Source organism: Mycobacteroides chelonae CCUG 47445, from assembly GCF_001632805.1.
Classification (GTDB): Bacteria; Actinomycetota; Actinomycetes; order Mycobacteriales; family Mycobacteriaceae; genus Mycobacterium; species Mycobacterium chelonae.
On sequence record NZ_CP007220.1, the window covers coordinates 1,728,983 to 1,741,193 of the forward strand.

The 12,211-nt window shown below is 66.3% G+C and carries 13 protein-coding genes; 10 read left to right on the forward strand and 3 right to left on the reverse strand.

Features of this window, described 5'->3' with window-relative positions; translation table 11 throughout:
• The first annotated feature begins 129 nt into the window (after nucleotides 1–129).
• A complete protein-coding gene (locus BB28_RS08530) occupies nucleotides 130–2,970 on the forward strand; it encodes a translation initiation factor IF-2 N-terminal domain-containing protein (protein WP_109550600.1) in 2,841 nt (946 codons plus the stop codon).
• Nucleotides 2,971–2,984: 14 nt separating this feature from the next.
• Here the strand turns inward: BB28_RS08530 and BB28_RS08535 are convergent, their stop codons facing one another.
• A complete protein-coding gene (locus BB28_RS08535; RefSeq protein ID WP_046253181.1) occupies nucleotides 2,985–3,317 on the reverse strand; it encodes a heme-binding protein in 333 nt (110 codons plus the stop codon).
• Between the two features lie 46 nt (nucleotides 3,318–3,363).
• Nucleotides 3,364–3,693, reverse strand: a complete 330-nt coding sequence (locus BB28_RS08540; RefSeq protein WP_052740170.1) for a hypothetical protein — start codon at nucleotides 3,691–3,693, stop codon at nucleotides 3,364–3,366.
• A gap of 323 nt (nucleotides 3,694–4,016) precedes the next feature.
• On the opposite strand from BB28_RS08540, the gene rplU reads away from it, so the two are divergent.
• From rplU to BB28_RS08580, 8 genes are all read left to right on the forward strand, one after another.
• Nucleotides 4,017–4,328, forward strand: a complete 312-nt coding sequence (gene rplU, locus BB28_RS08545) for a 50S ribosomal protein L21 (protein ID WP_030095128.1) — start codon at nucleotides 4,017–4,019, stop codon at nucleotides 4,326–4,328.
• 13 nt (nucleotides 4,329–4,341) lie between these two features.
• The gene (rpmA, locus tag BB28_RS08550; RefSeq protein ID WP_046253183.1) at nucleotides 4,342–4,599 is read left to right on the forward strand and encodes a 50S ribosomal protein L27; all 258 of its coding nucleotides are present in this window, start codon (nucleotides 4,342–4,344) and stop codon (nucleotides 4,597–4,599) included.
• Between the two features lie 54 nt (nucleotides 4,600–4,653).
• A complete protein-coding gene (gene obgE, locus BB28_RS08555) occupies nucleotides 4,654–6,102 on the forward strand; it encodes a GTPase ObgE (RefSeq protein WP_046253184.1) in 1,449 nt (482 codons plus the stop codon).
• Complete coding sequence (proB, locus tag BB28_RS08560; protein ID WP_046253185.1) at nucleotides 6,099–7,205, forward strand: glutamate 5-kinase; 1,107 nt, start codon at nucleotides 6,099–6,101, stop codon at nucleotides 7,203–7,205. Before obgE ends, proB begins: the two co-directional genes overlap by 4 nt.
• Nucleotides 7,206–7,294: 89 nt before the next feature.
• A complete protein-coding gene (locus tag BB28_RS08565; RefSeq protein ID WP_046253186.1) occupies nucleotides 7,295–7,933 on the forward strand; it encodes a hypothetical protein in 639 nt (212 codons plus the stop codon).
• Between the two features lie 28 nt (nucleotides 7,934–7,961).
• Nucleotides 7,962–8,585: a hypothetical protein gene (locus tag BB28_RS08570; protein WP_046253187.1), complete on the forward strand. Its 624-nt coding sequence runs from the start codon at nucleotides 7,962–7,964 to the stop codon at nucleotides 8,583–8,585.
• A 172-nt stretch (nucleotides 8,586–8,757) separates the two neighbouring features.
• Nucleotides 8,758–9,351, forward strand: coding sequence for a hypothetical protein (locus BB28_RS08575; RefSeq protein WP_030095134.1), 594 nt, complete (start codon nucleotides 8,758–8,760; stop codon nucleotides 9,349–9,351).
• Nucleotides 9,352–9,420: 69 nt separating this feature from the next.
• The gene (locus BB28_RS08580) at nucleotides 9,421–9,963 is read left to right on the forward strand and encodes a hypothetical protein (RefSeq protein WP_046253188.1); all 543 of its coding nucleotides are present in this window, start codon (nucleotides 9,421–9,423) and stop codon (nucleotides 9,961–9,963) included.
• Between the two features lies 1 nt (nucleotide 9,964).
• Here the strand turns inward: BB28_RS08580 and BB28_RS08585 are convergent, their stop codons facing one another.
• Nucleotides 9,965–10,831: a ribokinase gene (locus BB28_RS08585; RefSeq protein ID WP_075874199.1), complete on the reverse strand. Its 867-nt coding sequence runs from the start codon at nucleotides 10,829–10,831 to the stop codon at nucleotides 9,965–9,967.
• 56 nt (nucleotides 10,832–10,887) lie between these two features.
• On the opposite strand from BB28_RS08585, the gene BB28_RS08590 reads away from it, so the two are divergent.
• Nucleotides 10,888–12,192: a glutamate-5-semialdehyde dehydrogenase gene (locus tag BB28_RS08590; RefSeq protein WP_046253190.1), complete on the forward strand. Its 1,305-nt coding sequence runs from the start codon at nucleotides 10,888–10,890 to the stop codon at nucleotides 12,190–12,192.
• Nucleotides 12,193–12,211: the final 19 nt, after the last annotated feature.

The following is a 12,211-nucleotide window of genomic DNA, read 5'->3' on the forward strand; positions in this document are numbered from 1 at the left end:
TGCGGCATCGCAGCTACGGATCGCTCGGAGCAAGACCCCCACAAACCCGGACCTAGCCCGGGTACATAGAGAGAAAAGCCCTCGCGTGGCCGCGTCTGAAGGACGCGCCCGGGGGCTTGAGGAGAATAAGTGGCCGACTATGAGCTACCAGAAGACCTACACACCAGCGCTCCAGAAGGGGACCACGCCGCGCTAGCGCCGGACACCCCGCAAGCCCCTGCTGAGCAGGGAGAACTACCCGAGAAGCTGAGGGTGCACACCCTGGCGCGAGTCCTCGGGACCTCCACCCGCCGCGTGCTCGACGCGTTGTCCAAGCTGGACGGTCGCGCCCGCAGCCCCCATTCCAACGTCGACAAGCAGGACGCCGCGAAGGTGCGCGAGGCGCTTGCCGGCGAGGCGGAACCCACCGCTGCTGCGGAGCCCGTGGCACCGGCAGAGACCGAGGCCCCGGCGAAGGCCGTCGCCGAAAGCCCTGCCGAGGATCCCGACGCCCCGCCGACCGCGCCGATCCTTGTCGCGGAACCGACCATCATCGAGGCCGCGGCGGTACCGACACCGGCGAGCGCGGGACCCACCGCATACGACTACGGGCCGCTTTTCGTGGCCCCGCAGGCTCCCGAGCCGCAGGAGGATCGCCCCGCGCCCGCCGTAGCGGCGAGCGCCGAGGACGTCGATGAGGACTCCGGCGACGGAGACGATCCCGAGGCCGAAGCCGAGGGCGACGGTGACCGTCCGGCCAACCGGCGCAGGCGGCGGGGGCGTCGCGGGCGCGGACGGGGCCGTGGCGAGCAGGCCGGTGGCGACGGTTCCGACGAATCCTCGGAGGACTCCACAGCCGAGGGCGGCGAGACCGCCGATGACGAGGACGCTGCCGAGAACGCTGATGGTGACAACGCTGCGGCAGACGGCGACGAATCGAATGCCGAAGATGGCGACACGCCCGAGGGCGCCAGCCGTCGTCGGCGCCGCCGCCGCCGGCGCAAGGCCGGAAGTGGTGACGAGGGTGACAGCGCGTCGGAGGACGATCCGCCGAACACCGTCGTGCATGAGCGCAAGCCCCGCGCTGAGCGAGGCGACGAGATTCAGGGTATTTCCGGGTCCACCCGCCTGGAGGCCAAGCGTCAGCGCCGCCGCGACGGGCGTGATGCCGGACGGCGCCGCCCACCGATCCTGACCGAGGCGGAGTTCCTGGCCCGGCGTGAGGCCGTCGACCGGGTGATGGTGGTTCGGGACAAGACCCGTACCGAGTCGCCGCACGAGGGCGCCCGGTACACACAGATCGCGGTCCTGGAGGACGGTGTGCTCGTCGAGCACTTCGTGACTTCGGCCGCGTCCGCCTCGCTGGTGGGCAACATCTATCTCGGTGTGGTGCAGAACGTGCTGCCCTCGATGGAGGCCGCCTTCGTCGACATCGGCCGTGGTCGCAACGGTGTGCTGTACGCCGGTGAGGTCAACTGGGACGCTGCCGGTCTGGGCGGTTCGAACCGCAAGATCGAACAGGCACTCAAGTCGGGCGACTATGTCTTGGTCCAGGTCAGCAAGGACCCGGTGGGGCACAAGGGCGCCCGACTGACCACCCAGATCTCGCTAGCGGGTCGCTACCTGGTGTACGTGCCGGGTGCGTCCTCGACCGGAATCAGCCGCAAGCTCCCGGACACCGAACGGCAGCGTCTCAAGGAGATCCTGCGCGATATCGTCCCCTCGGATGCCGGCGTCATCATTCGGACCGCGTCAGAAGGCGTGCGCGAAGAGGACATTCGCGCCGACGTGCAGCGGCTGCAAGAACAGTGGCAGGGCATCGAGCAGAGCTCGACGGACCTTTCCGCTAAAGCATCCGGTGCTGCCGTGGCGCTCTACGAGGAGCCCGATGTACTGGTCAAGGTGGTCCGCGACCTGTTCAACGAGGACTTCTCCAAGCTCATCATCGAAGGTGATGCGGCGTGGGGCACCATCGATGAATACGTGAAAACCGTTGCTCCAGATCTTCTTTCGCGTATCAATCGCTATGAGCCCGCCGACGGTCCGGATGTCTTCGCGGTGCACCGCATCGACGAGCAGCTGGCCAAGGCGCTGGACCGCAAGGTGTGGTTGCCTTCCGGCGGCACGCTCGTCATCGACCGCACTGAGGCCATGACGGTTGTCGACGTCAACACCGGAAAGTTCACCGGTGCCGGCGGCAACCTGGAGGAGACGGTCACCCGCAACAACCTGGAAGCGGCCGAGGAAACCGTTCGGCAATTGCGCCTGCGCGACGTCGGCGGGATCGTCGTCATCGACTTCATCGACATGGTGCTCGAATCGAACCGGGATCTGGTGCTTCGGCGTCTGACCGAGGCGCTGGGCCGCGATCGCACCCGCCACCAGGTGTCGGAAGTGACATCGCTGGGCCTGGTGCAGCTGACTCGTAAGAAACTCGGCACAGGCCTCATCGAGGCGTTCTCGTCGACCTGTGCGCACTGCGCGGGGCGCGGCATCGTGCTGCACGTCGACCCGGTCGATAACGCCGGCACCGCGGCGACCGGCGCCAAGAAGCCGGAGACGGGGCGGCGTGCCAAGCGTTCCCGCAAGGGCAAGGCAGATGAGCCCGAAGTAGTGGTCGCCCGCACCCCACCGCATCCGCAGGGCGAGCACCCGATGTTCAAGGCGATGGCGGCGGCGAACGGCCACCACGAGGACGACGAAGAGGGCGTCTCGGCGGAGGACGAGCCGGATAACGACGTGATCGACGAGGTCGACGAGATTGTTGAGGTCGTCCAGAGCGCGCCGGCTCCGGGCGACCCGGAAACGACGCCCGAGGACGCTGACGGTGACGTCGCGCAGGACACCGAGGCCGAAGACGTGCCAGAGGCTTCTTCCGGCGACTCAGAGGAGCCCGCTGCGCCCGAACCCGAGCCCGCCGCGAAGGCACCTACCAGGCCCCGCCGCAGGCGGTCCGCCGCACGCGCGGCCGGGCCTCCGGTCGAGCACTAGGCCCGGGCCTGCGACTACTTGCAGCGCTCCCGGAAATCGCCGAGGGGTTGACGGATCTCCTGTAGATCTGCCTTGACCTGCGGATTTTCGTCCAGGTACTGCCGTGCCTTGTCGCGGACCTGGTCCTTGGGTTGGCCCTTGAGGCTCGTGAAGAACTCGTTCACGTCGGGGTGTGTGAACAGGTATGTCGACGTGGCCGCCGACACGCCTGTCGCGACACCCGCCATGTCGGCGGCGGTGCAGTTGGGCGGTGGATCGGCCGCTGCGATAGCGGTCCCGCTCAGCGCTAGCGCGGCGACCGCACCGAGTAGCCCCACGGCTGTCCGGCCCGCAGTCCATGCTGTCATCGTGACTCCTCTGCAATCGAATTCTTCACTGCGAGAACAATATTGATCAACGTGGACCGACGCCACCGCCTCCTCCGCCACCCGGTCGGCCGGGGCGCCCGAAATCGGGGGGTGGCGACGGATTGACGGTGGGGGGTCTGTACTCGGAACCGAGGATGACGTCCATTCCCCAGTTGTCGCAGTACCAGTCGTTTTCGCAGGGGTAGGGGACATACGGCGTCGAAGGGGCGGTGCTGCCACCGCCGCGCACATCGCCTTGTGCGCACAAGGTGGTGCCGTTGGCGTTCACGCAGTCGGCGGTGGAGGGCGGTGCCGCGGTCAGGCTCAACATGGGCAGGGCTGCGACCAGGGCGGCCGCGAGGCAGGGCCGGATCATGGGCACGGTCGTTACCTCCGCACTTAGAGGAGCTGATCGTCGGCTGACCTATAGGGTTGATCAGCGACGTCCCGGGCTCGGTGAGGTGAGTGTAGTTCCGATCACGGCCCGTGAGAGTGCGAACGGATTGCGAGAGCGCCGCACGGCGGGTGTCGGTTTGACCCTTAGCCCGCTGGTCACGTAGCCTTGAGCAGTTGTCGCGAGGCTTCCGGCCCGCGGCATGTGGCCCAGTGGAACAACCGAGCGGGCCCACCCCACGATCCAGATGCGTCAGCCGACCTGGTTGCGCGCGTCCGAACAGCAGAGCAGAGGTAGACGCAACGATGGCGACCTACGCAATCGTCAAGACCGGCGGCAAGCAGTACAAGGTTGCCGTTGGTGACCTGGTCAAGGTCGAGAAGATCGAGTCGGAGCCCGGCTCCTCGGTGCAGCTGCCCGTCGCCCTGGTCGTGGACGGCGCCACCGTCACCACCGACGCCGACAAGCTGGCCAAGGTCTCGGTGACCGGTGAGATCGTCGAGCACACCAAGGGCCCGAAGATCCGCATCCACAAGTTCAAGAACAAGACCGGCTACCACAAGCGGCAGGGTCACCGTCAGCGGCTGACCGTGCTCAAGGTCACCGGAATCAAGTAGGAGCGTCTGACACATGGCACACAAGAAGGGCGCGTCCAGCTCGCGCAACGGTCGTGACTCGAACTCGCAGCGCCTCGGCGTCAAGCGGTTCGGTGGCCAGCTCGTCAAGTCCGGCGAGATCCTGGTCCGCCAGCGCGGCACCCACTTCCACCCCGGCGTGAACGTCGGACGGGGCGGCGACGACACCCTGTTCGCGACTTCGGCCGGCACCGTTGAGTTCGGCGCCAAGCGTGGTCGCCGGGTCGTCAACATCCTGCCTGTCGACGCTTAATTGGTGTTCTGCGCTCGGCGCTGACCGGCACAGAACATTTGAAGGAGGCGTTCCATGCCTCGGTTTGTTGACCGCGTAGTCATCCATGCCAAAGCCGGTACCGGCGGGCACGGCTGTGCGTCCGTACATCGCGAGAAGTTCAAACCACTCGGTGGGCCCGACGGCGGTAACGGCGGTCGCGGCGGCAGTGTGATTCTGGAAGTAGACCCGCAGGTGCATACCCTGCTGGACTTCCATTTTCATCCGCACGTGCAGGCACCCAACGGCTCGCAGGGCATGGGTGGCCACCGCAGCGGCGCCAACGGCGACGATCTGATTCTCAAGGTTCCCGACGGCACCGTTGTGCTCGGTGATGACGGCCGTATCCTCGCCGACTTGGTAGGGGCCGGTACACGTTTCGACGCCGTCGCCGGTGGCCGGGGCGGATTGGGGAACGCCGCATTGGCGTCCCGCGCCCGTAAGGCCCCCGGGTTTGCCTTGCTCGGTGAGGCCGGTGCCGAAGCCGATCTCACCCTCGAACTGAAAACCGTCGCCGATGTCGGGCTGGTCGGATTTCCGTCGGCCGGTAAGTCCTCGCTGGTCTCAGTCCTTTCGGCGGCCAAACCAAAGATCGCCGACTATCCGTTCACGACATTGGTGCCCAACCTGGGCGTGGTCACCACCGGCGAGCACTCCTTCGTGATGGCCGATGTCCCGGGCCTGATCCCCGGCGCTGCCGACGGGCGCGGGCTGGGTCTGGAGTTCCTGCGGCACATCGAGCGCTGCGCGGTGCTGGTTCACGTCGTTGACTGCGCGACACTGGAACCGGGCCGTGACCCCGTCTCCGATATCGACGCCCTGGAAAATGAGTTGGCGCGGTACCAGCCGACGTTGCAAGCTGACTCTGTGCTGGGTGATCTGGCCGACCGGCCTCGCGCGGTAGTGCTCAACAAGGTTGACGTGCCGGAAGCCGCTGAGCTTGCCGACTTCGTCACCGAAGAGGTCTCCACGCGTGGTTGGCCGGTGTTCAAGGTGTCGACGCTGACCCGTGATGGACTGCGTCCGTTGACCTTCGCGCTGTGGGAGATGATTGAGGCGGCCCGTGCAGCACAGCCCGCGCCGGTGAAGACCCGCCCCGTCATTCGGCCCATCCCGGTCGACGAGAGTGGCTTCTCGGTGACTCCCGACCCGCAGAATCCTGGTGGCTTCGTGGTGCGCGGAGTGCGCCCCGAGCGCTGGATCCGTCAGACCAACTTCGAAAACGACGAGGCCGTCGGCTATCTCGGTGACCGGCTGGCACGCCTGGGAGTGGAAGACAAGTTGCTCAAGCTGGGGGCACAGCCCGGCTGCGCGGTGACCATCGGTGATATGACCTTTGACTGGGAGCCGCAGACCCCGGCTGGCGTCGATGTGACCATGAGCGGGCGCGGCACCGATGCCCGTATCGACAAGACCGACCGCGTGGGTGCGGCCGAGCGTCGACAGGCCCGGAGGGTACGCCGCGGGCAGGTGGAGCCGGAGTGAACACGGGTGTGCACGCGCGCCAGGCAATTCAGGCGGCACGCACCGTCGTGGTGAAGGTCGGCACCGCTGCCCTCACCGATGCGACCGGAACATTCAGTGCCGACCGGATGGAATACCTCGTCGAGGCCATCGAGGGCCGGATGAAGGCCGGATCCGATGTGGTGATCGTCTCTTCGGGAGCCATCGCGGCCGGCATGGTTCCGCTTGGACTGACCAAGCGCCCAACAGATCTGGCGACCAAACAGGCGGCGGCCAGCGCGGGACAGGTTGCGCTCATCAGTGCCTGGAGCGCGGCGTTCGCGCGCTATCAGCGCACCGTGGGCCAAGTGCTGTTGACGGCACATGACATTTCGATGCGCGTGCATCACACCAACGCGCAGCGCACGCTCGACAAGCTGCGCGCGCTGCACGCGGTCGCCGTCGTGAACGAGAACGACACCGTGGCCACCAACGAGATTCGCTTCGGTGACAACGATCGGCTATCGGCGCTCGTCGCCCATCTGGTGGGTGCCGATGCGCTCATCTTGCTCTCCGATATCGACGGGCTTTACGACTCTGATCCTCGAAAGGGGAACGCGCGCTTTATTTCTGAGGTGGCCGACCCGGAAGATCTGGACGGTGTGATCGCCGGGCCGGGTGGTTCCCGCGGCACCGGGGGAATGGCCTCGAAACTTTCCTCGGCGTTACTGGCCGCCGACGCCGGTGTCCCGGTGCTGCTGGCTTCGGCGACCGAGGCGGCGGCCGCGTTGGGGGACGGCTCTTGCGGGACGGTCTTCGCCGCGCGACCGCAACGCATGTCGTCGCGCAAGTTCTGGGTGCGGTACGCGGCCGAGGCGACCGGATCGCTGACCCTGGACGAGGGCGCCGTACGCGCGGTGGTGGCCTCGCGACGTTCGTTGCTGCCCGCCGGGATCACCGAGGTATCCGGGCGTTTCCACGGCGGCGATGTCGTCGAACTCCGCGATGCCGAGGGCGCCATGGTCGGCCGTGGCGTGGTGGCCTATGACGCGGCCGAATTGGGGACCATGCTGGGCCGATCCAGCGGTGAGCTGCCCGAGGATCTGCGGCGCCCGGCCGTGCACGCCGACGACCTCGTCACCTGAGCGCTTCGCGCATTTGCTCGAAAGAGTGGCGCATCGCAACCGCGCCTGATAGAACTTGTCAGCTGGTTCACAGCTTGGGGAGGCTATCGATGGCAAGGCGATTCACCGGATTTGTGAGTGCGGTGGCACTCGTGCTTGGAGCGCTGACCTCGCCGGCAGTTGCCACCGCGACATCGGCCGACGAAAGCCAGATCCGGCAGGTTGTCGCCGCCGAGCTGACCGCACTGAGGGCGCTCGATCCTGCCGCCTACGCACAGAGTTTCTGCGCCGAGCACCGCGACGCATACGAAGCGTGGATGCAACGCAACATCACGCCGCCACCCTTTGAAGACCTTGAGGGCGCCAACTCCAAGCGCCTGACGTCGGTGCTACGCAAGAACTTCCCTTCGGTATCGGATGCCGCGATCAAGGCTTTCGTCGACGCCGTCGCTGACGGCGACCGCGACGCGTATCACCGGACGTGGCTGGGGATTCTGCGGGAAGAGTTCTCCCACTACTCCTATCGGGTGCGACAGGTAGAGATCACCGGCGACCAGGCGGACGTGACGGTTCAAGCCAGATTGGGCAGGGCCTCCGGCACGGTCCAATGGCAGTTCCATCGTGAGGACGGCGACTGGAAGGACTGCACGGCGCCTCCTGCCGAGTCCGAGTCGGCGGTGCCCTCATTGAAGGGCGAAGCGCCCCAGGGGCTTCTCGGTGCGATCGACGATGTGCGTGCCGCGGGATAGGGACGAGGAAATTCCAGATCGGAGGACAATGATCGTGTCAAAGAGCGTCTTCACATGGTTGGCCGCGTTTTTCGTAGCCCTCGGGCTGGTCGCACAGACCGCGGTCGCGAGTGCCACGCCGGCCGATGAGACCGAGATCCGGGATGTCACCGCCGGACGGCTTTCGGCATTGCAGGCGGTAGATGCGATCCAGTACGCGTCGTTCTTCTGCGCCGATGTCCGGGACAAGATCGAATCGGATTGGGGGCAGTCCTTCTCCCCGCCGGAGGTCGGCCGATTGGAGGGTGCCAACCTCAAGAAGCTGCGCGCCAAGGTTCACGAGGTGTTCCCACTCGCCTCGGATACCGCCGTCGAGGACTTTGTGACCGCGGTGGACAACCAGGACCAGCAGGCGTTGTCGGCGGCCTGGCACCGTTTCTGGGTGGAGACTTTCGCGCACCTGACCTTCAAGGTCAGCAAGGTGACGGTGACCGGCGATACCGCCAAGGCGACCATCGCGTTCCGTAACACCAGTGGACGCGGGAACGAGCCGAGGAAGTTCGTGCGCGAGGACGGCTTCTGGAAGGACTGCACACCCGAAGCCACACAGACTGAGACGGCGATCGGTAACGATGAGCCTCTACTGGAGGCTTTGACCGGCGCTGAGGGCTAAGAAGCTCCCGGTCGGTCGCCGGTGCCCACGAGCAGGATCCGCGCACCTTATTCACTGGTAAGTTTGCTCGGTGAGGGTGCACGAGCTGATCTGTACTGATAGAAATTAGCTCGGAGACGAGTGGGCGATACGAGCGAGGGTTGTCATGGTTTGCCGGAGATGGACCGAAGCGGTGCTGTTGGTGGCGCTGTTGTTCGGTGGTGTGGGGTGTACGCAAACGGTGGACGGGGACGGTCAGCCCAACGCTGAGGCGCTCGCGACCGCACGCGACGAGAATCAGATCAAGGCGCTGATTGCGCAGCAGAACACCTACACCGCCAGCTTCGACTTCGCGAAGCTGGCGGAGACCAAGTGCGCCAAGTATCGGGACGCGACCGCCCAGAGCGGACCGCCCATCCCGCCGATGAGCGAAATCGCGCCGCCTGAGATCGCCACGGTGCCCGGTGCCGGCGATGCGTTGCGCGGGTTGCTGGCCCAGAAGTTCCCGACGGTGCCTCAAGACGTCATCAATGCCGTGGTCGACAGCCTCGTCGCCCAGGATGAGCAGGCGTACCAAGCGGCGATGCGCAATCTGCTGAAATCGCTCATCACCGTCAAGGTCACCGATGTCCAGAACATCGAAGTCAAGGGCGACCAGGCCACCGCGGACATCACGATCACCACCACCTCCGGGAACAAGACACCTTCCGAGGAGAAGCAGACCGTCAAGTACGTCAAGGAAGACGGAAAGTGGCTGGACTGCGCGCCGCCGACCGGCGGTGCCTAGCCGGACGTAACGGACCCGGTGTCCTGCGGCGATAACGTCATGAAGTACTGCCAACCAGGGGAGGGAACCGTGAAGCGCACGCTCGTCATCACCGCAGCGGCTGCCGCACTGGCAACTTTCGTCGTTCCCATTGCCGATGCGGCGCCCAACCGCGATGCGGTGACAGAGCATGTGCGGGCCTGGGAAAAGGCATACAACGATGTCGATACCAACAAGATCGGCGACCTGACCTGCGATAAGTATCGTGACCGCGAAATGGCGAACAACGAGTCGCGAATCCCCACGTGGGACGACTTCGTCAAGCCGTCGGACCTGTACGCCAAGTTCCCGAAGCTCTCGCAAGGGACCCTCGACCAATTGCTCGACGCCGCCAAGCGCAAGGACGCCGCCGCCTTCCGGCAGGCATCGGTGCAGGTAGTGCGAGAGAACGCGCATCTGACGGTCACCAATATCGACAAGATCAACGTCATCGAGGCCAAGAACGCGACGGCGACGGTGACCACGTCGTCGGTGTGGGGCAATGACGCGCCCAAGACCACCACCTCCGACTGGTATCTGACCTACGAGCGTGACGCCTGGCGCTACTGCAACCCCGTGCTGACGGTCCGCTGACTTAGGCCCCCTTGAGCGACAGCTCGATCCTGGCGGCCGACGGCGCGCAGTTCCCGGCGCCCGAGCGCAGGGTCGCAAGCGCGCCGGCCACATTCGCCCGGCGCAGCGCCGTCTCGGCTCCGTGCGGCCACCAGGCAGCCAACACCCCGGCGAACACATCGCCGGCGCCGGTGGTGTCGAGCGGCCGCACCGGATACGACGGAACCGTGATCTCACCCTGTGGGCTGCGGTAGCGCGATCCCTCGTCGCCCAGCGTGGTCACCAGGTGCCGCGACGGATACAGCCAGGATTTGGCCTCGGTCTCGTTGACGACGACCACGCTCGCGCGAAACGCCAGCTCGGCCAGGTCCGGTGAGCGCACCGGGGCCGGCGAGGCGTTGAGTACGAATTGCTTTCCGGCCTCGGCGGCCCACCGCGCCGCTGTCAGCGCGACCTGAACCGGGATCTCCAGCTGGCACAGCAACACATCGTGCGAACAGATGATGTCCTTGTGCAGCTTCTCGTCCAAGGTGAACGCGCTGTTGGCGCCGGGGGCCACCACGATGCTGTTCTCGCCGGAGTCCTCCACGGTAATGGCGGCCATTCCGCTGGGCCCGTCGACCTCGACGAGCCCGTCGAGGCCAATGTTGTTGTCTGCCAGGTGAGATCGCAGCATCGGTGCGGCACCGTCAGAGCCCACGGCGCCGATGAACTGCACTGAGGCGCCTGCGCGCGCCGCGGCGACGGCTTGATTGGCGCCCTTACCGCCCGGAGCGGGCAGGGCTGACGTCGCCAGCACCGTCGCACCCGGGGCGGGCAGCTCCTCCACCCGCAACGTCAAATCCATGTTGACGCTGCCGAGGACACATACCGTGGCTAACTCAGTCACCCGACTAGGCTAGTCCTGGCGCAGCTACATTTCGGGCACCCGGATACCCTGACACGATGAGCGTTTCAACCAACGAGTTGGCCGCACCCACGGGGGACGTCTCTGGCGTCGCCACGGATCTGCGCGCGGACGTTCATGATGCCGCCCGGCGGGCCCGGGTCGCGGCCCGTGACCTGGCCAGGCTGACCGCCGATACGAAGAATTCCGCACTGCTCGCGGCGGCCGACGCGATCGTCGGCGCCACCGCGTCGATCATCGCGGCCAATGCCGATGACCTGTGGCGCGCACGCGATGCCGGCATCGGTGAGGCCATGCTTGATCGGCTCGCGCTGGACGATCGCCGGATCGCCGGTATTGCCGAGGGACTGCGTCAGGTCGCAGGCCTGCCGGACCCCGTCGGCGAGGTGCTGCGGGGCTCAACCCGGCCCAATGGATTGCGCCTGCGTCAGCTCAGAGTGCCGCTCGGGGTGGTCGGCATGGTCTACGAAGGGCGCCCGAACGTCACGGTCGACGCATTCGGCTTGACGCTTAAGTCGGGCAACGCGGTGCTGCTGCGCGGCAGCTCTTCGGCCGCAACCTCCAACACCGAACTCGTGCGGGTGCTGCGTGAATCGCTGATCACCAGCGGGCTGCCCGCCGACACCGTGCAGCTGCTCGACAGCCGGGACCGGGCGACGGTGACCCACCTCATCCAGGCCCGCGGCCTTGTCGACGTCGTGATTCCGCGCGGCGGAGCGGGCCTTATCGACGCGGTGGTCCGTGACGCGCAGGTGCCCACCATCGAAACCGGGGTCGGTAACTGCCACGTGTACGTGCATGCCGACGCCGATCTCGACCTGGCCGAGCGGATCCTGTTGAACTCCAAGACCCGTCGGCCCAGCGTGTGCAACGCCGCGGAGACGCTTCTGATCGACCGGGCCATTGCCGAGGTCGCGGTGCCGCGACTGATCGGCGCACTGCAGGTCGCCGGGGTCACGGTTCACGCCGATCTTGCGGTACCGGGTGTCGTCCCGGTAACCGAGGAGGACTTCGACACCGAATACCTGTCTCTGGATATCGCGGCCGCCGTCGTCGATGACCTTGACGCTGCGATCCGTCACATCGAGCGGCATTCCAGCGGCCACACCGACGCCATCGTCACCGCGAATCTCGGTGCGGCCCAGGAGTTCACCGACCGCGTCGACAGCGCGGCCGTGATGGTTAACGCCTCCACCGCGTTCACCGATGGCGAGCAGTTCGGGTTCGGTGCCGAGATTGGCATCTCCACCCAGAAGTTGCACGCCCGTGGCCCCATGGGGCTGCCTGAACTGACCACCACCAAGTGGATCGTCCTCGGAGACGGTCAGATCCGCCCCGCCTAACACCTGGAGTACGAGTGGA